The following is a 21,640-nucleotide window of genomic DNA, read 5'->3' on the forward strand; positions in this document are numbered from 1 at the left end:
GTACGGCCCCTCGATCCTGCGCCGGGGGACCGGGGCGCGCCAGCCGTCGTGGAGGGCGGCTACCTGCGCCAGGGCCCCGTCACCGCGAAGGTCGTCCCGGGCGTGTAGCAGTTGACGTACATCGTCTGCCCGTCGGGGGAGAAGGTGACGCCCGCGAACTCGCCCCACTCGGGGGCGTCCGGCGTCCCGATGTTCTGCGCGTTGCGGGCCATCGCGTAGACCTCGCCGTGCCGGGTCACGCCGAAGACGTGCTGGGCGCCGTTGCCGTCCTCGCACACCATCAGGCCGCCGCTCGGGGCGAGGCAGATGTTGTCCGGGGACTCGCCGGGCAGCTGCACGTCGGTGTCCGGGCCGAAGACGATCACCAGGGTGAGCCGGCGCGCGGAGGGGTCGTAGCGCCAGATCTGCCCGAAGTGGTCGGCGGCCGAACCCTCGGCGCTGTGCGCGAACGACGACACGAAGTAGACGCTCTTCCCGCCCCAGTAGCAGCCCTCCAGCTTCTGGGCGTGCGTGATGCCCTTGGGGCCGAAGTCCTGGAGTCGGATGGGGGTCTGGGTGGCCAGCGGGTCCGGTACGTCGACCCACTCGATGCCCTCGAAGCAGGCGCCGGTCTCCTGGATCAGCGACAGGTCCGGTACGCCGGGCACCCGCATCGCCTGGAGCCGGCCGCCCGCGCGCAGTGAACCGAGGCCGCCCTCGGGCCGGTGGGGCAGGAAGCGGTAGAAGAGGCCGAAGGGCTTGAGGAAGGCGTCCTCGGTCTCGTAGACGATGCCGCGCTTCGGGTCGATCGCGATGGCCTCGTGCTGGAAGCGGCCCATCGCGGTCAGCGGTACGGCGCCCGAGCGGTGCGGATCGACCGGGTCCACCTCGAAGATGAAGCCGTGGTCCTTGGTGTAGCCGTTGGTACCGGCCTTGTCCTCGGTCTCCTCGCAGGTCAGCCAGGTGCCCCAAGGGGTGGGCCCGCCCGCGCAGTTGACGGCGGTGCCGGCGATGGCGACCCGCTCCGACAGCACGTTGTCGCGGGAGTCGAGCGTCAGGGCCGTACAGCCGCCCTTGCCCGCCGGGTCGTAGGTCAGGCCCTTGACGGTGGGGACGGCGAGGGGTGCGGTGGGGCGGTTCTCGTGGTTGCGGACCAGGTGGACGCGGCCGTGTCTGCCCGGCAGGGCGGTCATGCCGTCGTGGTTGGAGGGGACCTTGCCCTCGCCGGAGCGGAGCGGGTCGCCCTCGCGGGAGAGGACCTTGTAGCGGAATCCTTTCGGCAGGTCCAGCAGGCCGTCGGGGTCCGGGACGAGCGGGCCGTAGCCGGTGTGACCGAGGGACTGGGCGGCGGCGGTGCCGGCGAAGAGTTCGGAGAGGGCGCCGGTGAAGGCGATGCCCAGGCCCAGGGCGCCGGTGCGGGCCAGGACCTGACGTCGTGTTGCGGACATGGCGAAGCAACCTTCCTGCTGGCGGACAGGACTGTGACGTCGCTGTGTCTATCACCTGGGTCGGCCCGCGGGAACCACGCGCGTAGCGTGTCCCTTTCCGTCAGCTCCCGGTCGGGTGCTCCTGCGCCCGCTCGAGGAAGCGCAGCAGCTCCACCGGGAAGGGCAGGACGAGCGTCGAGTTCTTCTCGGCGGCCACCGCCACGACCGTCTGGAGCAGCCGGAGTTGGAGCGCGGCGGGCTGCTCGGACATCTCCTTGGCGGCCTCCGCGAGCTTCTTGGAGGCCTGGAGTTCGGCGTCGGCGTTGATGATCCGGGCCCGCCGCTCACGGTCGGCCTCGGCCTGCCGGGCCATCGACCGCTTCATCGCGTCCGGCAGCGACACATCCTTGATCTCGACGCGGTCCACCTGCACGCCCCAGCCGACGGCCGGGCTGTCGATCATCAGTTCCAGGCCCTCGTTGAGTTTCTCGCGGTTGGACAGCAGGTCGTCCAGTTCGCTCTTGCCGATGATCGACCGCAGCGAGGTCTGGGCCATCTGGGAGACGGCGAACTTGTAGTCCTCGACCTTGACCAGCGCGCTCGCCGCGTCCACGACCCGGAAGTAGACGACCGCGTCCACGCGCACGGTCACGTTGTCCCGGGTGATGCCCTCCTGGGCCGGCACCGGCAGCGTGACGATCTGCATGTTCACCTTGTGCAGCCGGTCCACGAACGGCACGATCGCCGTGAACCCGGGCTCGCGCACCTCGCCCGCGAGGCGTCCGAGGCGGAAGACCACGCCGCGCTCGTACTGCTTGACGACCCGGGCCGCCGCCGCGAGGTAGACGACCCCCGCGGAACCGGTCGCCACGGCCGCCGTCAACAGTTCCTGGAGCATTCCGGCCTCCTCGTCGAGAGGTCCGTATGTCTGCTCCTGCAACGATATGCCCGGTGCCCGGTCCGGGGCCACGACGGCCCCGGACCGGGCGGGAGAGCACTACGAGCGCGGTGGAGCGCTACGGGGCGGCGGTGGCCTTCACCAGCTCCGGTTCCGTGACCCGGACCGGCTCCGTGCCGACCGCGCTGTGCCGCTCGGCCCAGTTCTCCAGGGCGGTACGGCAGGCGTGGTCCAGGTGGTGCAGACCGGAGAGGTCCAGTTCCACGGGACGGTCCTGGGGCAGCGACTCCAGGCTGTCGAGGATCTTCGGCAGCCGGAGGAAGGTCGCGTTGCCCGACAGGTGGGCCTGGATCGGGCCCGCGCCCTTGTCGACGATCTCCAGCTTGAGGTGCGAGGCCTCCCACGCGGTCTTGACGACCGAGAGGGCCAGACCGATCAGCACACCCTCGAACATGTTCACCGCGACGATCGAGACGGCCGTGGCCACCAGGATCAGCGCCTCACCGCGGTGGCCGCGCCACAGCGACACGATCTCCTTGAAGGGGATCAGCTTGAAACCGGCGTGGACCAGGATGCCGGCGAGCGCGGGCAACGGGATCAGCGCCAGCGTCGAGGGCAGCAGGGCCGCGAACAGCAGCAGCCACACGCCGTGCATGACCCGGGACGCCTTGGTCTTCGCGCCCGCCTGGACGTTGGCGGAGCTGCGCACGATGACCGCGGTCATGGGCAGGGCGCCGAGCGCGCCGCACACCGTGTTGCCCACGCCCTGGGCCATGAGCTCCTTGTCGTACTCGGTGCGCGGACCGTCGTGCAGCCGGTCCACGGCCGCGGCGCTGAACAGGCTCTCGGCGGAGGCGATCAGGGTGAAGGCGATGATCGTGCCGAAGATGGCGGGGTTGGCCAGTTCGCCGAAGGCGTCCATGCCGGGCGGCTGGATGGAGGCCAGCAGGCCGTTCACCTCGACGGTGGCGATGGACAGGCCGAAGACCTGGGTGACCAGGGTGGCCAGCAGCACCGCCGCGAGCGCGCCCGGTACGGTCTGAGCCTTCTTGGGCAGCTTCTTCCACAGCACGAGCACCGCTATGGTGCCCGCGCCGACGGCGAGCGAGGCCAAAGCCGTGGTGCTGCCGAGCGCGTCCACGGCGGCGCCGGGCAGGCCGAGGATCTTGTCGAGTCCGGAGGCAGGGGCCTTCAGACCGGCCGCCGAGTAGAGCTGGCCCGCGATGATCACGAGACCGATACCGGCCAGCATGCCCTCGACGACCGAGACGGATATCGCCCGGAACCAGCGCCCCAGCTTCAGGGCGCCCATGGCGAGCTGGATCAGGCCGGCGGCGAGCACGATGACGCCGAGCGCGGGCAGCCCGAACTCGTTCACCGCTTCGAAGACGAGCACGGTCAGACCGGCCGCGGGTCCGGAGACCTGGAGGCTGCTGCCCCGCATCAGGCCGGTGACTATGCCGCCGACTATGCCGGTGACGAGGCCGAGTTCGGCCGGGACGCCGGAGGCGACGGCGACGCCCACGCAGAGCGGGAGCGCGACCAGGAAGACGACCAGGGAGGCGGCGAAGTCCTGCCGCAGGTGAGGGTATTTGGTCATCATGCCGATCACAGACCCTCGAACGCGTCGGTCTCGGTGCGGTGGACGCGCACCGCGCCCGTGTGCACCTCGTAGTACCAGGCGTGCAGGGTCAGTTGGTCCTCCGCGAGCTTCTTGTCGATGAACGGGTACGACCGCAGGCGCAGCACCTGGGCCAGGACGTGGTTCTGCACGCCCTCGGCCACTTCCGGGTCCTCGGTCGTGCCGACCGGGCGCGGGGTGGCGTGATTCAGCCAGGCGCGCACGGCCGGGACGGCGTCCAGGTCGTCGCCGCGCACGAGGGCGCCGACGGCGCCGCAGTGCGAGTGCCCGCAGACCACGATGTCGCGGACGCCCAGCACCTCCACGGCGTACTCGATGGTGGCCGCCTCGCTGGTGGGGTGCTCCGAGGCGTAGGGAGGAACGATGTTGCCCGCGGTGCGCAGCTCGAAGAGCTCGCCCGGGCGGGCGCCCGTGATCAGGGCCGGGACGACCCTGGAATCCGAGCAGGTGATGAACAGAACCTGGGGGGACTGGCCTTCGGCCAGCTTGGCGAACTCCTCAGGGCGCTGTCCGAACGTACGGGCGTTGTCGATGAGGGGCTGCATGTGGTGACTCCTCCTGGCGCGCCGTGGGGGCGCGTCGGGCTTACCAGGCGCGCCGAAGGGCGCGTCGGTTGACATGACAGGTGGGGGAACAGAGGTGGGGCACTGCTCGGCTGTCAGCAGCGGAAAACTTGAAGTGCCGCCGGAGCGTGGGCTGTCGAGGGTCTCGACAGGGGGAACTCGCCTGCTGACACCCGCTCGGGCGTGGCCGTCGGATCCTCGGCCGCCAGGGGGCGCTCGGGCCCCTCGGGGGCGAAGTCGACGGTGCGGTGCCGGTCGCGGGTGCGCAGGGGACCGGTCGGGTCCCCGACGTGGTTGCAGTGACGTTTGCCGGAGCCTTCAGCGCGTGACGCCTTGCCGGAGATCTTGATTCCGGACTGAGCTTTGGCCTCAGCTTGACGGCCTGTGTGCGCGGTTGCGAATCCCTCGGAGGGTGCGAAGAACGGGAGCGCCAGAAGAACGGCGGTGAGGACCGCTACCACGGTCCGTACCGTCGCACCTCGGAACATGCGCCCCCCTCTCGGCAGCTGGCACTTCTAGTCCAGACCAAACGTTGGTCAACGAGTGGTCAAGAAACACCTTAACTCGGCAAAGTCGTTTGCTGGGTTAACTTAACGTTTCCGGCTGAAGAGAGGCTGAAGCGCGCCGGGTCGCTGACGCGAACTGGCCCTTGACGTGCGAGGTTTCGCTGTGATTAAGCGACGAGACCCTTGGCGTCGCGCGCCAGCGCGGTCAGCCGGGATATCGCACGGAAGTACTTCTTGCGGTAACCGCCGTTCAGCATCTCCGCGCTGAACAGCCGGTCGAAGGGCAGCCCGGAGGCCAGCACCGGAACCTCGCGGTCGTAGAGGCGGTCCGCGAGCACCACGAGCCGCAGCGCCGTCGACTGGTCCGGCACCGGCCGCACGTCGGTGAGGCAGACCGCCCGGAGGCCGTCCGTCAGGGCGCCGTAGCGGCTGGGGTGGACCTTGGCGAGGTGGTCCAGCAGGCTCGGGAAGTCGTCGAGCGAGGCGCCCTCGGTGGCGTACGCCGCCTTGGTGACCTCCTCGTCGGTGAACGGCGCCGGAGCCTCGGGCAGCCCGCGGTGGCGGTAGTCGTCGCCGTCGATGCGCAGCGGGCGGAAGTGCGCCGCCAGGCCCTGGATCTCGCGCAGGAAGTCGACGGCCGCGAACCGGCCCTCGCCGAGCTTGCCCGGCAGGGTGTTGGAGGTGGCCGCGAGCGCCACGCCCGCGTCGACCAGCTTGCCGAGCAGCGTGGAGACCAGGACGGTGTCGCCCGGGTCGTCCAGCTCGAACTCGTCGATGCACAGCAGGCGGTGCCCGGAGAGCGTCTGGACCGTCTTCTGGAAGCCGAGGGCGCCGACCAGGTTGGTCAGCTCGACGAAGGTGCCGAAGGCCTTGAGGGAGGGCTCGGCGGGGGTGGCGTGCCAGAGGGAGGCCAGCAGGTGGGTCTTGCCGACGCCGTAGCCGCCGTCGAGGTAGACGCCGCGGGGGCCCGCCGGGGTCCTCGGGGCCTTGGCCCTGCCGAACCCGAGGAAGCCGCGCCTGCCGCCGCCGACCGCGTGCGCGCCGCCGAGGCCCGCCGCGAAGCCCTCCAGGACCCGGACGGCCTCGGTCTGGCTGGGCTGCTTCGGGTCCGGGATGTACGTGTCGAACCGCACCGAGTCGAACCGCGGCGGCGGCACCATCTCGGCGACCAGCCGGTCCGCGGGGACGTGCGGCTCACGGGCGCACAGGGACGGCGGGGCGGTGTCGGTCGTCGAACCGGACCCGGACGCGGCGGGGGAAGTAGACACGGTTCACCATGCTAAGCGCCGTGCCAGACTGCACGGCATGCGACGCCTGTTCCCTGTGACCGACCAGACAGCGATCCGGACCCCGCGAGGAGAGGCCGGCCACGACTGGAGCCTCGCCGAGCTGGCCGCCGCCTACGCCTATCCCGAGCACGGCCCCGGCCCCGAGACCCCAGAGGTGTGGCTGCGCGCCAACATGGTCTCCACGCTGGACGGGGCCGCCCAGCACGACGGCCGTTCGCATCCCATCTCCACCGCGACCGACATGCGGATCTTCGGGACGCTGCGGGCACTGGCGGACGTGGTGATCGCCGGTGCCGAAACGGTCCGGCAGGAGGGTTACCGGCCCGCACGCGTGCGTGACGAGTTCGCGGGGCTGCGGGAGGCGGCCGGACAGGGCCCGGTCCCGGCGATCGCGGTGGTCACCGCGAGCCTTGACCTGGACTTCTCGCTCCCGCTGTACACCTCGCCCCTGGTGCCCACGCTGATCCTCACCGGCGCCGCGGCGGCCCCGGACCGGATCGCCGCGGCCGAGAAGGCGGGCGCGCGGGTGGTGATCGCCGGGGACGGGGTCGGCGTGGATCCCGCGCGGGCCGTACGGGCGCTGGCCGAGCTGGGGCACACCAGGCTGCTGACCGAGGGCGGCCCCCGGCTGCTCGGGCAGCTCGTGGCCGCCGGGGTGCTCGACGAGCTCTGTCTGACCGTGTCGCCGATGCTCACCGCGGGCGACGCGCAGCGGATCGCCGGGGGGCCGTCGGTGGCCGTCCCCGCGCGCTTCGTACTGGACTCCCTGCTGGAGGAGGACGGGTTCCTCTACAGCAGGTATCGCAGGCCCTGACCCTCCGGACGCGGGTTCGATCGGTACCGCCGAGTCCGACATCGGCGGAATCTGTCGTTCCGGTTGGCTTCCGGCGGGCACACTGAATCGGCAGTACCCGTGCGATCACGGGGCAGGATGCTTTCCGCAGCGCGCAGAGAAAGGGACGCCCGGTGTTCACAAGCGTTTTGATGATCGAGAAGGCCCTGACGTCCGCCGACGTGGAGTTCGTCACCACCTTGCACGGCGACGAGTCGGTCGCGTTCCATGTGCTGCTCCAGCCGCGGGGGGACCAGGCCGACCGGCTGCTGCGGGCCATCGACGACGTGGCGCTGGGCGAGCTGGACGAGGCCGTGCGGGAGCGGGAGACGCCCGAGGGCGAGGCCGCGAAGGGTGTGGGGGAGCGGGCCCTGGAGGTCTCCCTCCAGGCGCTCAGGGCCTCCGGGAGCGAGGCGGAGGGGCGGCTCATCGAGGACCACCCGCTGGACGCGCTGAGGTCCCTCGTCGAGGAGATCGGCGCAGATGAGGTGATCGTCCTGACCGACCCCCACTACGTGGAGGAGTTCTTCCACCGGGACTGGGCCTCGCGCGCCCGTCACAAGGTGGGCGTACCGGTGCTGAAGCTGTTCTCGCACAGCAAGGCATAGGCTGAGCCCCGCATCCGTACCGCACCACTTTGGGGAGACACTCGCATGGCACCCGGCCTTCCTACCGCCATGGACCGACCGCACTTCATCGGGATCGGTGGGGCCGGGATGTCGGGGATCGCGAAGATCCTCGCGCAGCGCGGGGCGAAGGTGGCCGGCAGTGACGCCAAGGAGTCGGCGACCGCTGAGGCACTGCGCGCGCTCGGCGCGACCGTGCACATCGGGCACGCGGCCGAGCACCTGGCGTCCGACGCCACCTGTGTCGTGGTGTCCTCGGCGATCCGGGCCGACAACCCCGAGCTGGCCCGCGCGGCCGAGCTCGGCATTCCCGTCGTGCACCGGTCGGACGCGCTCGCCTCGCTGATGGACGGCCTGCGGCCGATCGCGGTCGCGGGCACGCACGGCAAGACGACCACGACCTCCATGCTGGCGGTCTCCCTGTCCGAGCTGGGCCTGAAACCGTCGTACGCCATCGGCGGCGACCTGGACGCCCCCGGCTCGAACGCCCTGCACGGCGAGGGTGAGATCTTCGTCGCCGAGGCGGACGAATCGGACCGCAGCTTCCACAAGTACGCACCCGAGGTCGCGATCGTCCTCAACGTCGAGCTCGACCACCACGCCAACTACGCGTCCATGGACGAGATCTACGAGTCCTTCGAGACGTTCGTCGGCCGGGTCGTCGAGGGCGGCACGCTGGTCGTCAACGCGGACCACGAGGGGGCGCGCGAGCTGACCCGGCGGGTCGCGGAGAGCGGCGTGCGTGTGGTGACGTACGGCGACGCCGAGGACGCCGACGTGCGCGTGCTCTCGGTCGTCCCGCAGGGCCTGCGGAGCGAGGTCACCGTTCTCCTCGACGGCGCGGAGCTCACCTTCGCCGTGTCCGTGCCGGGACGCCACTACGCCCACAACGCCGTCGCCGCCCTGGCCGCGGGCGTGGCCCTCGGGATCCCCGCCGCCGAGCTGGCGCCGGCCCTGGCCGCGTACACCGGCGTCAAGCGGCGTCTCCAGCTCAAGGGCGAGGCGGCCGGGGTGCAGGTCATCGACTCCTACGCCCACCACCCCACCGAGATGACCGCTGACCTGGAGGCCATGCGCGCGGCCGCCGGTGACGCCCGCATCCTCGTCGTCTTCCAGCCCCACCTGTTCTCGCGGACGCAGGAGCTCGGCAAGGAGATGGGCCAGGCGCTCGCCCTGGCGGACGGCTCGCTGGTCCTGGACATCTACCCGGCCCGCGAGGACCCGATCCCCGGCGTGACGAGCGAACTGATCATCGAGGCGGCGCGGGCCGCGGGCGCCGACGTGACGCCGGTCCATGCCGAGGCGGACGTGCCGGAGACGGTCGCGGGAATGGCGAAGGCCGGTGATCTCGTTCTCACCATGGGCGCGGGCGACGTCACCGACCTCGGCCCGCTGATCCTGGACCGTCTCGCGAAGTAAGGGGCTGAGCTTCATGTCGTACGACGTCGAAAAGCCGGACGAGCAGTGGCGTGCGGAGCTGACCCCGGCCGAGTACGCGGTGCTCCGCCAGGCCGGGACGGAACCCGCCTTCACCGGTGAGTACACCGACACCAAGACCACCGGTGTGTACTCCTGTCGCGCCTGCGGTGCCGAACTGTTCACCTCCACCACGAAGTTCGAGTCCCACTGCGGCTGGCCGTCCTTCTACGACCCGAAGGACACCGACGCGGTCGAACTGATCGAGGACCGCTCGCACGGGATGGTGCGCACGGAGGTGCGCTGCGCCCGCTGCGGCTCCCACCTCGGGCACGTGTTCGAGGGTGAGGGGTATCCGACCCCCACCGACCAGCGGTACTGCATCAACAGCATCTCGCTGCGGTTGACGGCGGACGAGGGCTGACACAGGGGCCCCTTCACCCGAGTTCCTTGGCTGTTCCTTGGCTGGTTTCACCAACTGCGCCCGTCCCGCGCCCACTTGCGATGCGGTGGCGGGCGCGCGGGCGGGATACGGTGCGGACTCGGTGATCCAGAAGGAGGCCCGATGCGTGTCGGGGCAGAGTCCGCGGTCCGGCCCGTGGTCACGTTGCTGGTCGAGAACGCCTCGCGACACGGCGGGAAGCTCGCGTTCGCCGACGACCGGCGGGCGGTGAGCTGGGCCGAACTGGAGCTCCGGACACGGCGGTTGGCGGGTGCGCTCGGCGTGGAGCGCGGGGCCAGGGTGGCGTTCTGCCTCGACAACAGCGTCGAGCTGGTCGAGGGACTGCTCGCCACCGTCCGGGCCGCCGCCGTCGGGGTGCCGTTGAGTCCGCGCGGGACCCACGCCGAACTCGCGGCGCTGCTCGCCGACTGCGATCCGGACGTACTGGTCGTCGACCGGCGGCAGTTGACGCGGATCGCCAGCGTGGTCGGGGAGCGGTCACCTCGACTGGTGGTGACCGGGGAGGGCCCGGCGCCCGAGGGGGTCGCGCACTTCGACGACCTCGTGGCGGACGGCCGTTCACCCGGACCCCGCGACGACCTCGGTCTCGACGAGCCCGCCTGGCTGCTGTACACCTCCGGCACCTCGGGCACCCCCAGGGCCGCCGTCGCCAGCCAGCGGTCCGCGCTCTGGTCGCCGGTCGCCTGCTACGTACCCCGGCTGGGGCTCTCGTCGGACGACCGGCTGCTGTGGCCGCTGCCGCTCGCGCACACCTATGCCCACTCGCTCTGTGTCCTCGGTACGACCGTGGCGGGCGGCAGCGCGCGGATCACCGCCGCGCGGGAACCGGCCGCGCTGGTCCGGCTGATCGAGGAGTTCGCGCCGACCGTGCTGGGCGGAGTGCCGCTCACCTACCAGCAGTTGCTCGACACCGGGCTCGGCGAGGTGGCCTCGCTGCGGGTGTGCGTCACCGCCGGGGCACCGAGCGGTCCGGAGCTGCGGGAGCGGGTCGAGGAGCGGCTCGGGGCACCGCTGCTCGACGGGTACGGCAGCACCGAGACCTGCGGCAAGATCGCGATGGAGTCACCGGCGGGGCCGCGGGTGCGGGGCAGCAGCGGGGCCGTGCTGCCCGGCATGGAGGTGCGGCTCGTCGATCCCGGGAGCGGGGCGGAGGTCGTGGACGCCGAGGGCGAGATCTGGGTGCGCGGACCCGGCGTGATGCTCGGCTACCGCGACGGCACGGGGACGGACGGCGACGGCTGGTACCGCACCGGCGACCTGGGGCGGCTGGGCGAGCACGGACACCTGACCGTCACCGGGCGCGCGAACGACCGGATCGTGCGGGGCGGGGAGAACGTCGACCCCGTCGAGGTCGAGCAGGTGCTGCGCGGGCTGCCCGGGGTGCTGGACGCGGCCGTGGTGGCCCGGCCGCATCCGCTGCTCGGCGAGGTCCCGGTCGCGTTCGTCGTACCGGGGGAACGGGCCCTCGACACGGGCGGACTGCTGAGGGCCTGCGCCGAGGTGCTCTCCGCGCACAAGGTGCCCGAGGACGTCCTGTTCACTCCCGCCATCCCCCGCACCGCGGCCGGCAAGCCACGACGTGCCGTCCTCCGCGAGGGCCTCGCGGCGCGCCCCGCCGAGGACACGCTCACAGGGCTCGCGGACCGGACGCCGGGGGAGCGGCGGGGAGTCCTGACGGAGCTGGTCTGCGCGGAGACGGCGGCGATCGGCGGCGGCCCGGGAACGCTGGCTGGGGCGCTCGCTCCCGGGCGTGAGGCGCCCGTCACCGACGCCGCCGCGATCGATCCCCACGCCGCCTTCGCCGACCTCGGGCTCACCTCCCTGGGGGCCATGACCCTGTGGCACCGGCTCGGTCTCCGTACCGGACTGCGGCTGCCCGCCACCCTGGTCTGGGACCATCCGACGCCCGCCGCGGTCGCCGCCCACCTGGACGAGCGGCTGCACGGCGGCGGGACCGCGACCACGGCCCCGCGCCGCGGCCCCGCCGCCGAGCCGATCGCGATCGTGGCCGTCGGCTGCCGCTACCCGGGCGGGGTGCGCTCGCCCGAGGACCTGTGGCGGCTGGTGTCCGACGGGGTGGACGCCACCGGGGAGTTCCCGGCCGACCGGGGCTGGGACCTCGACGCCCTGTACCACCCGGACCCCGACCGGCTCGGCACGACGTACACCCGACGCGGCGGTTTCCTCACCGACGCGGCCGACTTCGACCCGTTGTTCTTCGGCATCTCGCCGCGCGAGGCCACGGCCACCGACCCGCAGCACCGGCTGCTGCTCGAAGTCGCCTGGGAGACGCTGGAGCGCGCGGGCATCCCCGCGCCCTCGCTGCGCGGCAGCGCCACCGGCGTCTACGTCGGCCTGATGCACGGCGGATACGGCGGCGGGGCCTCCGCGCACGCCTTGGAGTCGCACATCGGCGTCGGGTCGGCGGGCAGCGTGGCCTCGGGGCGGATCTCCTACGTGCTCGGCCTGCGCGGTCCGGCCCTGACCGTCGACACGGCCTGCTCGTCCTCGCTCGTCGCCATGGACCTGGCCGCGGCCGCCCTGCGCGCGGGCGAGTGCACCCTCGCGCTGGCAGGCGGGGTGACCGTGCTGGCCAGTCCGAAGCCGTTCGTGGCGTTCAGCCGGCAGCGCGCGCTGTCGGCGGACGGCCGCTGCCGGTCCTTCGCGGACGGCGCCGACGGCACCGCGTGGGCCGAAGGCGTCGGCCTGGTGATGCTGGAGAAGCTGTCGGACGCCCGGCGCAACGGCCATCCGGTCCTGGCCGTGCTGCGCGGCTCCGCCGTGAACCAGGACGGCGCGTCCAACGGCCTCACCGCCCCCAACGGCGAGGCCCAACGGGAGCTGATCCGCCTGGCGTTGGCCGACGCCGGGCTGGAAACGGCCGACGTGGACGTCGTCGAGGGGCACGGCACCGGGACCGCGCTCGGCGACCCGATCGAGGCGGGCGCCCTGCTCGCCACCTACGGCCAGGACCGCGAGCCCGGCGACCCGGTGTGGCTCGGCTCGGTCAAGTCGAACCTCGGGCACACCCAGGCCGCGGCCGGGGTGGCCGGCGTCATCAAGATGATCGAGGCCATGCGCCACGGCGAACTGCCCAGGTCGCTGTACGCGGAGCGGCCGTCGCCGCACGTCGACTGGTCGGACGGGGCGGTACGCCTGCTGGACCGGGCCAGGCCCTGGCCGGAGCGCGAGCGGCCGCGCCGGGCGGCGGTCTCGTCGTTCGGGATCGGCGGGACCAACGCGCACGTGATCATCGAGGAGCCGGACGCGGTCGAAGAGTTGGACGCGGTCGAGGAGCCGGACGCGATGGAGGAGGCGCCGGGCCGGGTCCGCTCGAGCCCGGGCACCGTCGTCCCGTGGCTCGTGGGCGGTGGCGACGAGGCCGGACTCCGCGCCCATGCCCGGGAGTTGGCGACAGCGCTGGCCGACGTGCACGGGGAAGCGGCGGTTCTGGACGTCGCGTATTCGCTCGCGACCACCCGAGCGCCCCTCCAGCACCGCGCCGCCGTGATGGCCACCGGCGCCGACGGGCTGCTCGCCGGGCTCCGGGACCTGGCCGACGGCACCGACAGCCCCGCGCTGCGCAGGGGCACCGCGCGCGGCACCACCAAGGTGGCGCTGCTCTGCGCGGGCCAGGGCGCCCAGCGCAGCGGCATGGGCCGTGAACTGTCGGCGCGCTTCCCCGCGTTCGCCACCGCCTTCACCGAACTGTGCGACGCGTTCACCCCGTTGCTCGACCGTCCCCTGCGCGAGGTGATCGACGACCCCGACAGCGACCTCCTGCACCGCACCGGCTACGCCCAACCCGCCCTGTTCGCCTACGAAGTCGCGCTGCACGACCTCCTCGCCGACTGCGGTGTACGCCCGGACTACCTGGTCGGCCACTCGATCGGCGAACTGGCCGCCGCGCACCTCGCGGGCGTGTTCTCGCGGGCCGACGCGGTACGGCTGGTGGCCGCGCGGGGCCGCCTGATGGCCGGGCTGCCCGCGGGCGGGGCCATGTTCGCCGTACGGGCGCCGCTGGCGGACGTGCTGAAACGGCTCGACGAGGAGCCGGCTGCCGGGGTCGCCGTCGCGGCGGTCAACGGACCCGAGTCCGTGGTGCTGTCCGGCGCCGAGGAGCCGGTGTCCGCGCTGGCCGCCCGGTTCGGGCGTTCGGCGACCAGGTTGAAGGTCAGCCACGCCTTCCACTCGCCGCTGCTCGACCCGATGCTGGACGGGTTCCGGGAGGTCGCCGAGTCGGTCACCTACCACCGGCCGTCCGTACCGGTGGTGTCGACGCTGACGGGACGCCCGGAGCCGGACGCGATGCGGGCCGCCGGGTACTGGGTGCGGCAGGCGCGGGAGACCGTGCGGTTCGCCGACGCGGTGGAGTGGCTGGCGCGTACGGGCGTGACGGCGTACGTGGAGGCCGGGCCGTCGGCGGCGCTGAGCGCGGCGGCCGAGGAGTGCGTCGAGCCGGGCTCCGGAGCCCTGTTCACGTCCTGCGCCGAGCCGGCCGTGGCCCTGGCGGAGCTGCACGTCCACGGTGTGCCGGTGGACTGGCGGTCCGTGTACGCCGGGACCGGTGCCCGGCGGCGGCCGTTGCCGACGTACCCCTTCCAGCGGCAGCGCTACTGGCTCGATGTCCGTGACCCGGGCGGCGGTGGCGGCCGGGCGCTGGTCGGCGAGGCGCAGCCGGACGCCGACGGGCCCGGGACCCGGTACAGCGGTGCGCTGTGCACCGAGCGGCAGCCCTGGCTCGCGGACCATGTCGTCGGAGACCGGACGCTGGTGCCCGCGGCCGTCTTCGCCGAACTGGCCTTCCGGGCGGCGGGGGCGGGTGTGCAGGAGGGCCCGCTGCGGCTGTCCGAGCTGGTCCTCCACGAGCCGCTGGTGCTGCCCGCGTCGGACGCGGTGCCGGTCCAAGTGGTCGCGGACGCCCCGGACGAGGAGGGGAACCGCCCGGTCACCGTGTGGGCCCGCACGGGGGAGACCTGGACTCGCCATGCCGGGGCGTCGGTCGCCCCGGTCGGTGCGCCTGCCGCGGTCGCCGGGGACACGCCATGGCCGCCCGCCGGCGCCGAGGAGGTCGCCGTCGACTATGAGCGGCTCGCCGCGTACGGGCACCACTACGGGCGGGCCTTCCGCGCGGTCGGCAGGCTCTGGCGGCGCGGTGCCGAGACGTTCGCCGAGGTGGCGTTGCGGCCTCAGGAGGCGGCGGACGCCGGTTCGTACACCCTGCACCCCGCCCTGTTCGACGCGGCCCTGCACGCGGCACTGCTGGCCGAAGGGCCGGGCGGGGGACCGGGCGAGGCGCGGGTCCCGCTCGCCTGTACCGGCGTGACCGTGCACGCGACCGGCGCCACCGCCGCGAGGGTACGTCTGGAGCGGCTCGGGGCCGACGAGGTGCGGGTGACGCTGACCGGAGTGGACGGGCGGCCGCTGGCCACCGTCGAATCCCTGGTCACCCGGGTGACGAAGGTCCGCCCGACCGAGCTGTACGAGGTGGTCTGGCGGCCCGCCACGGAAGCCGGGAACGACGGCACCGACCACGAACTGCTCGAAGCGGCAGGCCGCGGCGCCGACCACGAGCTGCTCGACACCGCGAGCCTGTTGAGCCAGTCGCCCGAGGACGTGCCGGGCCGGGCCCGGCATCTCGTCACCGCCGTCCTGGCCCGTGTACGCGACTGGGTGGCCGGCACCCGTCCGGGCCGTCTGCTGGTGCTCACCCACCACGCCGGCGGGGACGACCCGGACCCGGCGCAGGCCGCGGTGGCCGGGTTCGTGCGCAGCGCCCAGTCAGAGCACCCCGGCCGGATCGTGCAGGTCGACCTCCGCGGGGGCGCCGCCACACCCGCGGCACTGGACGCGGCCCTGCGCACCGGCGAACCCCAACTGGCCCTGCACGAGGGCACGGTCCTGGTGCCCAGGCTCGTCACCACCGGCGCCGCGACCACCGCCCCGCCCGCCCTCGACCCGGACGGCACCGTGCTGATCACCGGTGGCACGGGAGCGCTCGGGGCGAGCCTCGCCCGGTATCTCGTCGCCGAACACGGCGTCCGGCACCTGGTGTTGGCCAGCCGCGGCGGCCGCAGTCCCGACTGGGCCGCCGAACTCACCGCTGACGTCGGCGTGGTCGCCTGTGACGTCAGCGACCGGGCCGCCGTCCACGCGCTCGTCGAGTCCTGCCGACCGCCCCTGACTGGGCTGTTCCATCTCGCCGGCGTGGTGGCCGACGGTGTGGTGGACGGCATGACACCGGAGCGGGTGGCCGAGGTGCTCGCGCCCAAGGCGGACGCGGCCTGGCATCTGCACGAGGCGACCGCGGACCTGGGACTGTCCGCGTTCGTGCTGTACTCCTCGGCCGCCGGCGTGCTGGGCAGGCCGGGACAGTCCAACTACGCGGCCGCCAACGGCTTCCTCGACGCGCTCGCCCAGCACCGGGCCGCCCACGGGCTGCCCGCGCTCTCCCTCGCCTGGGGCCCTTGGAGCACCGCGCACGACGACGGCATGGCGGGCCGGGTCGCGCCGAACCTGTCGGCCGAGGACGAGGTGCCCGCGATCACCGAGCGGGAGGGCGTCGAGCTGCTGGACTCCGCGCTGCGCACGGCGGCCCCGGTGCTGGTGCCCGTCCCGTTCGCCCGCGCCACGCGCGGCGGTTCGCCCCTGCCGTTGCTCGTGGACCTGCGTCCGGCGCGCCCGGCCGCGGTCACCGCGGCACCGGCGGCCGAGCAGGCGTCCGGTGCCTGGCTCGATCGGCTCGCCGCGGCTCCCGAGGCCGACCGGGCGGGTGTGCTGGCCGGGTTGCTGCGCGCCGAACTCGCGGCGGTGCTCGGCTTCCCGGACGCGGACGCGCTCCCCGCCGACCGGGAGTTCGGGCAGCTCGGCTTCGACTCACTGACGGCCCTCCAGTTCCGCAACCGGCTCAACGCGTTCACCCGGCTGCGGCTGGCGCCGACGGTCGTCCTCGAACACCCGACGCCGGAGGAGTTGTCGGCCCACCTCCTCGCCGCCCTGGAGGAGGCGGGTGCGCTGCCGGACCCGGCGGCCCCCGCGGGGGCCCTGGCGGCGGAGACGACCGCGCAAGTGCCGTCGTCCTCCTACCGGTTCACCACCCTCTACCACCGTGTCCTGCGCGAGCAGGGTCCGCTGGAGGCGATGACCCTGCGGTACGTCGCCTCGTACGCCCTGCCGTCCTTCACCGCGGACGACCGCGCCCGGCACGCCGTCGCACCCGTCCGGCTCGCCCGAAGCGGCGGCGTCGGCGGCGCCGGTGGAGAAGGTGCGGCGCTCGTCTACTTCCCCGACTACCTCGCGCCCTTCCACCGCGTCCCCACCGGGCTGGCCGAAGAGTTCGACGGGGAACGGGACCTGTACCTGCTGGAACACCCTGGATTCGGCGACCGCAGGGCGGTCCCGGACTCGATGGAGACACTGGCGCGGGCGCACGCCGACACGGTGCGCGAGATCTCCCGGGGCGGCCCCGTCGTGCTGGTCGGCTACTGCGCCGGTGGCGTGATCGCCCACGAGGTGGCACGCCGGCTGACGACTTCCGGGGAGCCGCCGGCCGGTGTCGTCCTGGTCGACTCGCACGCGGGCGTGCTCCAGCGCGGGGATGCCCGTGCACTCGCGCTGATGGCCGCCGGTGCCGTGCTGCCGGAGGACGTGGTCGCGGAGTTCGACGACTCGCTGCTGATCGCGGGCAGTGGCTACGCGCGCGTTCTGGAGGGGTGGCACCCCGAGCCGGACCCCGGGTCCCCGCCCGTGCCGACGCTGCTGCTGCGCGGCCGGCCGACCGCCGAGATGCGGCAGGCCGACCCCGACGGGGACTGGCCGCCGCACTGGCCGCTGCCCCACGACACCGCCGACGTCCCCGGCGACCACTACTCCGTCGTCCACCGGGACGCCGACTCCACGGCCGCGGCGATCCGGGCCTGGCTGACCGGGTGCCCCACCCGGACCGGACCCGGACGGGACGGTGAATGATCGAACCGCTGGCGTGTTGACTTTCGGCTGAGCGAGCCAGAGGATTCCGGAGGTGACCCACACCGAGCACACGTCTGCCCGCACCGCCCTCCCCGTCGACCTCGACGAGGCGGCCCACCGCTGCCTCGTCGCCGGGTTCGAAGGCACCACGGCCGTCCCCGACACCCTGAAGCGGCTCATCGACCGCGGGCTCGGCGGGGTCATCCTGTTCACCCGCAACGTGCGCGACGCGGAACAGGTCCGCCGACTCACCGACACCCTGCGGGCGCTGCGCCCCGACCTGCTGGTCGCCATCGACAACGAGGGCGGCGGCATCGGGCACCTGGTGGCCGCGGGCGCCCCCGAGGTCCCCGGCTCCTACGCCCTCGGCGTCGTCGACGACCCGGACCTCACCGCCCGCTGTGCCGACGCCCTCGCCGGACACCTCGCCACCCTCGGCATCACCGCCTCCTACGCCCCCGTGGCCGACGTCCAGCGGCAGGCCGACAACCCGATCGTGCGCACCCGTGCCTTCGGCGAGGAGCCCGCGCTGGTGTCCCGGCACCTCGGCGCCTGGATCGCGGCCACCGAGGCACGCGGCATCGCCTCCTGCGCCAAGCACTTCCCCGGGCACGGCGGCACGCTCACCGACAGCCACCACGAACTCGCCGTCGACCCGCGGCCGTACAACGAACTCGACCTCGACCCCTTCCGGGCCGCGATCGCCGCGGGCGTGCCGATGCTGATGAGCGCGCACGTCGTCTTCCCGGCGCTGGACGCCAACCGGCCGGCCACGCTCAGTCGGCGCATCCTCGGGGATCTGCTGCGGCACGAGCTCGACTTCGACGGGGTGCTGGTCAGCGACGCGCTGGAGATGAAGGCGATCTCCGACCGGTACGGCGAGGCGGCGGCCGCCCGGATCGCCCTCGCCGCCGGGGCGGACCAGGTCATCGTCGCCGTGGCGGATCCGAGGGTCACCCTGGAGTGCCGGGACGCGCTGCTGGAGGCGTTGCGGGAGGGGGTGCTGGGCGAGGAACGGGTCTGGGAGGCGGCGGGGCGGGTGCGGCGGCTGGTCGAGCGGTACGCGACGCCGGCCCGGCGGGTCACCCCGTGGGACGCGGAGGCCGGGCTGGAGGCGGCGCGTCGAGCCGTGCGGGGTGCTCCGGTGGGAGTGCGTGGGGCACACGTCGTGGACCTGTTCCCGGCGCCTCACCCCGCGCTGAACTGGGGCGGGGAGGATCTGCTGACCGAGGTGCTGGCCGTCGATCCCACGGCCACGGGGACGGCGGTGGCCGGGGAGCCCGCCGATGTGGACGCGGTGGCCGAGGAAATTCTGGCCAAGGCCGGGGGCGCGCCGCTGGTCGTCGCCACGTGTGATGCGGGTCTGTATCCCTGGCAGGGCCGTTTGCGGGATGCGCTGGCGGCCCGGCGGCCCGTGGCGGTTCAGGTCGCCACGGGGCTGCCGGACGGGAGCGCGATGTGTTCCTACGGCCGGGGGAAGGTCAATTTGCGGGCGTTGGCCGAAGGTGTGGTGGGGGGCCCGTCGTGAACCTGCGGGCCGGTGGGGGGCGGGCCGCGCGGTTCCCCGCGCCCCTGAAGGGGCGCTCGCCTCACGGAAGTCGTATGAGCTCCTGGATTCCGCGAGCGGAAAGATGGTCGGCGTCGTCCGCCTGCTCCCGCAGGACCACCGCCGGACGCACCCCCTGTTGACGCAACCGCATCCACTCCTCGAAGTACGCCCCGCCCGGGCCCGACACCGAGCGGGTGGACGGCGTGCAGTCCAGGACCAGGGCCGTGTCGCGCGGCTCGACCGGCAGCGGAGCGGCCCGCAGTTCGGAGATCGTCGCCGCCACCGCCTCCGCGATCGGCTTGGGACGCCCCTCCGCGTCGAACAGGCCCAGCGTGTACTCCAGTTCCGGGAAGTCCGCCAGTGACCGGTCGACGTCGTGGGAGCACCACCAGGTCACGCCCCACAGGTCCGCGCAGCCCGACGCGTTCAGGATGGTCTCGCGGGCGAAGTGCGGGGCGTCGGCGGCCGGGATGTGGGGTTCGGGGGCGCCCGTCTCCTGGATCCAGACCGGGCGGGCGGGGTCCTCGGCGTAGGCCTTGGCGAGTTCGGTGCCGTACTCGGCGAGGTGCAGGACCTGGGGGGAGCGGGGGCCGTAGCGGCTCGCGCAGCCGCCGGAGAAGACCCAGGGGTGGACGGTGGTGACGTCACCCTTGCGGGCCGAGGCCTCCGGGGTGAAGGGGTGGTCGTCGCCGTACCAGGCCGCGTCGTACGCGGAGTGCGTGACCAGGCCGCCGCCCGGGCCGAGACCCTCCCGGGCGGCGGCCAGCAGTGTGTCCAGGTAGTGGTCGACCTCCGCCGCGGTCACCGGGTTGTGCTCGACGAGGTTGTTGAGCTCGTTGCCCAGTTGGAGGCCGATGAGGTTGGGGCGGCCGGCGAGGGCGTGGCCGAGGGTGCGGAGCAGGGCCGCCTGGGCGGCGACGGCGTCCGGGTCGGTGAAGACGTTGCGGTGGTGCCAGCTGCGGGTCCACTCCGGGTAGAAGTCGAAGCTCGACAGATGGCCCTGCACGCCGTCCACCAGCACGTCGAGGCCCGCCTCGGCGGCCAGGTCGACGAGCTGCGCCAGCTGGTCCACGGCCGCGGTGCGGATCAGCGTGCGGTTGGGCTGGAGGAGCGGCCAGAGGTGGAAGACCCGGACGTGGTCGAGGCCGAGGCCGGCCATGTGGGCCAGGTCCTCGCGGGTGCGGGCCGGATCGAAGTCGTGCCAGGCGTGGAACCAGCCGTGGCGGGGCGTGTAGTTGACGCCGAAGCGGAGCGTGGGAATGGGATCCTCCTCGGGTCCTGCCGTGACCGGCGCTTGTTTGGCTCTTGTTCCTGCTCTTGGTTCCTGCTCTTGTCCTGCGCGAATGTATCAATCACCATAGTCATCGATGGGTAATGATTTGAACCAAGAATCGGCCGACGGGCGCGACCTGGTCATCGGCCTCGACGCCGGCGGCACCCGCACCCGCGCGGTCCTCGCCGCCGCCGACGACGGCCGCGTGCTGGGCGAGAGCACCGGCGGGCCGGGCAACGCCATGACCGTCCCGGTCCCGCAGCTCACCGACCACCTCACCGAGGCGCTCGCCCGGGTGGTGCCCGAGGAGGCGCGTGCCCGGGTGGTGGCCGTGACCGGCGGTTTCGCGGGAGCCACGGCGGCCTCCTTGGACGACCCCGGCACGAGCAGGGCCCGCACCGCCCTCACCGGAGCCCTGCGCCGCCTCGGCATCCCGGCCGACCGGGTCGGAGTGTGCAGCGACATCGAGGCCGCCTTCGCCGCCGCCCCCGGCACCCCCGCCGAGGGCCTCGCCCTGGTCGCGGGCACGGGCGCGGTCGCCATGCGCATCACCGGCCGGCACGCCACGACCACCGTGGACGGCGACGGCTGGCTCCTCGGCGACGAGGGCAGCGGCTTCTGGATCGGCCGCAGCGCGGTCCGCGCCGCCCTGCGCATGGCCGACGGCCGCGGCCGCCCGACGGTCCTCGCCGGCTGGATCGGCCGCGCCCTGGACCTGCCGGTCGACGTCCTCCCCAAGGGCGGAATCCCTTCCTACGACCGTGGCGGCACCGTCCCGCCGAGCGGTACCGCCCCCCACCCCACCGGCGTCCCCGGCTGGGAACGCGCCCGGCGTGAGGACTTCCGCCGCCATCTGCTGCCCGCCGTCATGGCCGATCCGCCCATCCGGCTGGCCCGTTTCGCCCCGCTGGTCGCCGAGGCGGCGGCCGAGCAGGACGCCGTGGCCGGGACGATCCTGAGCGAGGCGGCGGACCACCTGCTGGCGGCCGTACGGGCGCTGGAACCGCGCCCCGGTGAGCGGATCGTCGCGACGGGCGGGCTCCTCGGGCCCGAGGGGCCGCTCACCGCCCCGCTGGCCGAACGGCTCCAGGCGCACGGCCTGACCCTGGACTGGGTGGCCGACGGCCGCCCCGGCGCGGTCGCCCTCGCACGGCTGGCGCGCCCGTGAGCGACGCCGTGTACCGCGACCCCACCGCCCCGACCGACGCC

General features: G+C 73.4%; 12 protein-coding genes and 1 pseudogene. 7 read left to right on the forward strand and 6 right to left on the reverse strand.

The window, feature by feature from the left end:
- Positions 1-59 precede the first annotated feature (59 nt).
- The 5 genes from ABZ098_RS11380 to zapE form a co-directional block, all read right to left on the reverse strand.
- Complete coding sequence (locus ABZ098_RS11380; RefSeq protein WP_356589602.1) at positions 60-1,427, reverse strand: PhoX family protein; 1,368 nt, start codon at positions 1,425-1,427, stop codon at positions 60-62.
- Positions 1,428-1,527: 100 nt separating this feature from the next.
- The gene (locus ABZ098_RS11385) at positions 1,528-2,304 is read right to left on the reverse strand and encodes a slipin family protein (RefSeq protein WP_356589604.1); all 777 of its coding nucleotides are present in this window, start codon (positions 2,302-2,304) and stop codon (positions 1,528-1,530) included.
- A gap of 118 nt (positions 2,305-2,422) precedes the next feature.
- Positions 2,423-3,907 carry a SulP family inorganic anion transporter gene (locus ABZ098_RS11390; protein WP_356589606.1) on the reverse strand — a complete coding sequence of 495 codons (1,485 nt, stop codon included), beginning with the start codon at positions 3,905-3,907 and terminating at the stop codon, positions 2,423-2,425.
- Positions 3,908-3,912: 5 nt separating this feature from the next.
- The gene (locus ABZ098_RS11395; RefSeq protein WP_356589608.1) at positions 3,913-4,491 is read right to left on the reverse strand and encodes a carbonic anhydrase; all 579 of its coding nucleotides are present in this window, start codon (positions 4,489-4,491) and stop codon (positions 3,913-3,915) included.
- A 691-nt stretch (positions 4,492-5,182) separates the two neighbouring features.
- On the reverse strand, positions 5,183-6,283 hold the full coding sequence (gene zapE, locus ABZ098_RS11400) for a cell division protein ZapE (RefSeq protein WP_356589610.1): 1,101 nt from the start codon (positions 6,281-6,283) through the stop codon (positions 5,183-5,185).
- Positions 6,284-6,320: 37 nt separating this feature from the next.
- Between zapE and ABZ098_RS11405 the strand changes: the two genes are divergently transcribed.
- The 6 genes from ABZ098_RS11405 (at position 6,321) to ABZ098_RS11430 (ending at position 19,137) form a co-directional block, all read left to right on the forward strand.
- A complete protein-coding gene (locus tag ABZ098_RS11405; RefSeq protein WP_356589612.1) occupies positions 6,321-7,118 on the forward strand; it encodes a pyrimidine reductase family protein in 798 nt (265 codons plus the stop codon).
- A gap of 170 nt (positions 7,119-7,288) precedes the next feature.
- On the forward strand, positions 7,289-7,744 hold the full coding sequence (locus ABZ098_RS11410) for an indole-3-glycerol phosphate synthase (RefSeq protein WP_356589614.1): 456 nt from the start codon (positions 7,289-7,291) through the stop codon (positions 7,742-7,744).
- 45 nt (positions 7,745-7,789) lie between these two features.
- Positions 7,790-9,181, forward strand: coding sequence for a UDP-N-acetylmuramate--L-alanine ligase (gene murC / locus ABZ098_RS11415; RefSeq protein ID WP_356589616.1), 1,392 nt, complete (start codon positions 7,790-7,792; stop codon positions 9,179-9,181).
- A gap of 13 nt (positions 9,182-9,194) precedes the next feature.
- Entirely contained in the window at positions 9,195-9,602 is a 408-nt protein-coding gene (msrB, locus tag ABZ098_RS11420) for a peptide-methionine (R)-S-oxide reductase MsrB (protein WP_330263817.1), read from the forward strand.
- Between the two features lie 141 nt (positions 9,603-9,743).
- Entirely contained in the window at positions 9,744-17,609 is a 7,866-nt protein-coding gene (locus tag ABZ098_RS11425; protein ID WP_356589619.1) for a type I polyketide synthase, read from the forward strand.
- Between the two features lie 52 nt (positions 17,610-17,661).
- Complete coding sequence (locus ABZ098_RS11430; protein ID WP_356589621.1) at positions 17,662-19,137, forward strand: glycoside hydrolase family 3 N-terminal domain-containing protein; 1,476 nt, start codon at positions 17,662-17,664, stop codon at positions 19,135-19,137.
- Positions 19,138-19,198: 61 nt separating this feature from the next.
- On the opposite strand, the pseudogene ABZ098_RS11435 reads toward ABZ098_RS11430, so the two are convergent.
- Positions 19,199-20,517, reverse strand: a pseudogene (locus ABZ098_RS11435) (glycosyl hydrolase).
- Between the two features lie 8 nt (positions 20,518-20,525).
- On the opposite strand from ABZ098_RS11435, the gene ABZ098_RS11440 reads away from it, so the two are divergent.
- Positions 20,526-21,599: a BadF/BadG/BcrA/BcrD ATPase family protein gene (locus tag ABZ098_RS11440; protein ID WP_356589623.1), complete on the forward strand. Its 1,074-nt coding sequence runs from the start codon at positions 20,526-20,528 to the stop codon at positions 21,597-21,599.
- Positions 21,600-21,640 lie beyond the last annotated feature (41 nt).

The sequence above is a fragment of the Streptomyces sp. NPDC006335 genome (genome assembly GCF_040612795.1).
GTDB lineage: Bacteria > Actinomycetota > Actinomycetes > Streptomycetales > Streptomycetaceae > Streptomyces.

Coding starts and splice junctions, on each gene's coding strand:
- ABZ098_RS11425 (WP_356589619.1), top strand. CDS start 9,744: ATGCGTGTCGGGGCAGAGTCCGCGGTCCGGCCCGTGGTCACGTTGCTG.
- ABZ098_RS11385 (WP_356589604.1), bottom strand. CDS start 2,304: ATGCTCCAGGAACTGTTGACGGCGGCCGTGGCGACCGGTTCCGCGGGG.
- ABZ098_RS11395 (WP_356589608.1), bottom strand. CDS start 4,491: ATGCAGCCCCTCATCGACAACGCCCGTACGTTCGGACAGCGCCCTGAG.
- ABZ098_RS11440 (WP_356589623.1), top strand. CDS start 20,526: ATGGGTAATGATTTGAACCAAGAATCGGCCGACGGGCGCGACCTGGTC.
- ABZ098_RS11405 (WP_356589612.1), top strand. CDS start 6,321: ATGCGACGCCTGTTCCCTGTGACCGACCAGACAGCGATCCGGACCCCG.
- msrB (WP_330263817.1), top strand. CDS start 9,195: ATGTCGTACGACGTCGAAAAGCCGGACGAGCAGTGGCGTGCGGAGCTG.
- ABZ098_RS11410 (WP_356589614.1), top strand. CDS start 7,289: ATGATCGAGAAGGCCCTGACGTCCGCCGACGTGGAGTTCGTCACCACC.
- ABZ098_RS11380 (WP_356589602.1), bottom strand. CDS start 1,427: ATGTCCGCAACACGACGTCAGGTCCTGGCCCGCACCGGCGCCCTGGGC.
- ABZ098_RS11390 (WP_356589606.1), bottom strand. CDS start 3,907: ATGATGACCAAATACCCTCACCTGCGGCAGGACTTCGCCGCCTCCCTG.
- murC (WP_356589616.1), top strand. CDS start 7,790: ATGGCACCCGGCCTTCCTACCGCCATGGACCGACCGCACTTCATCGGG.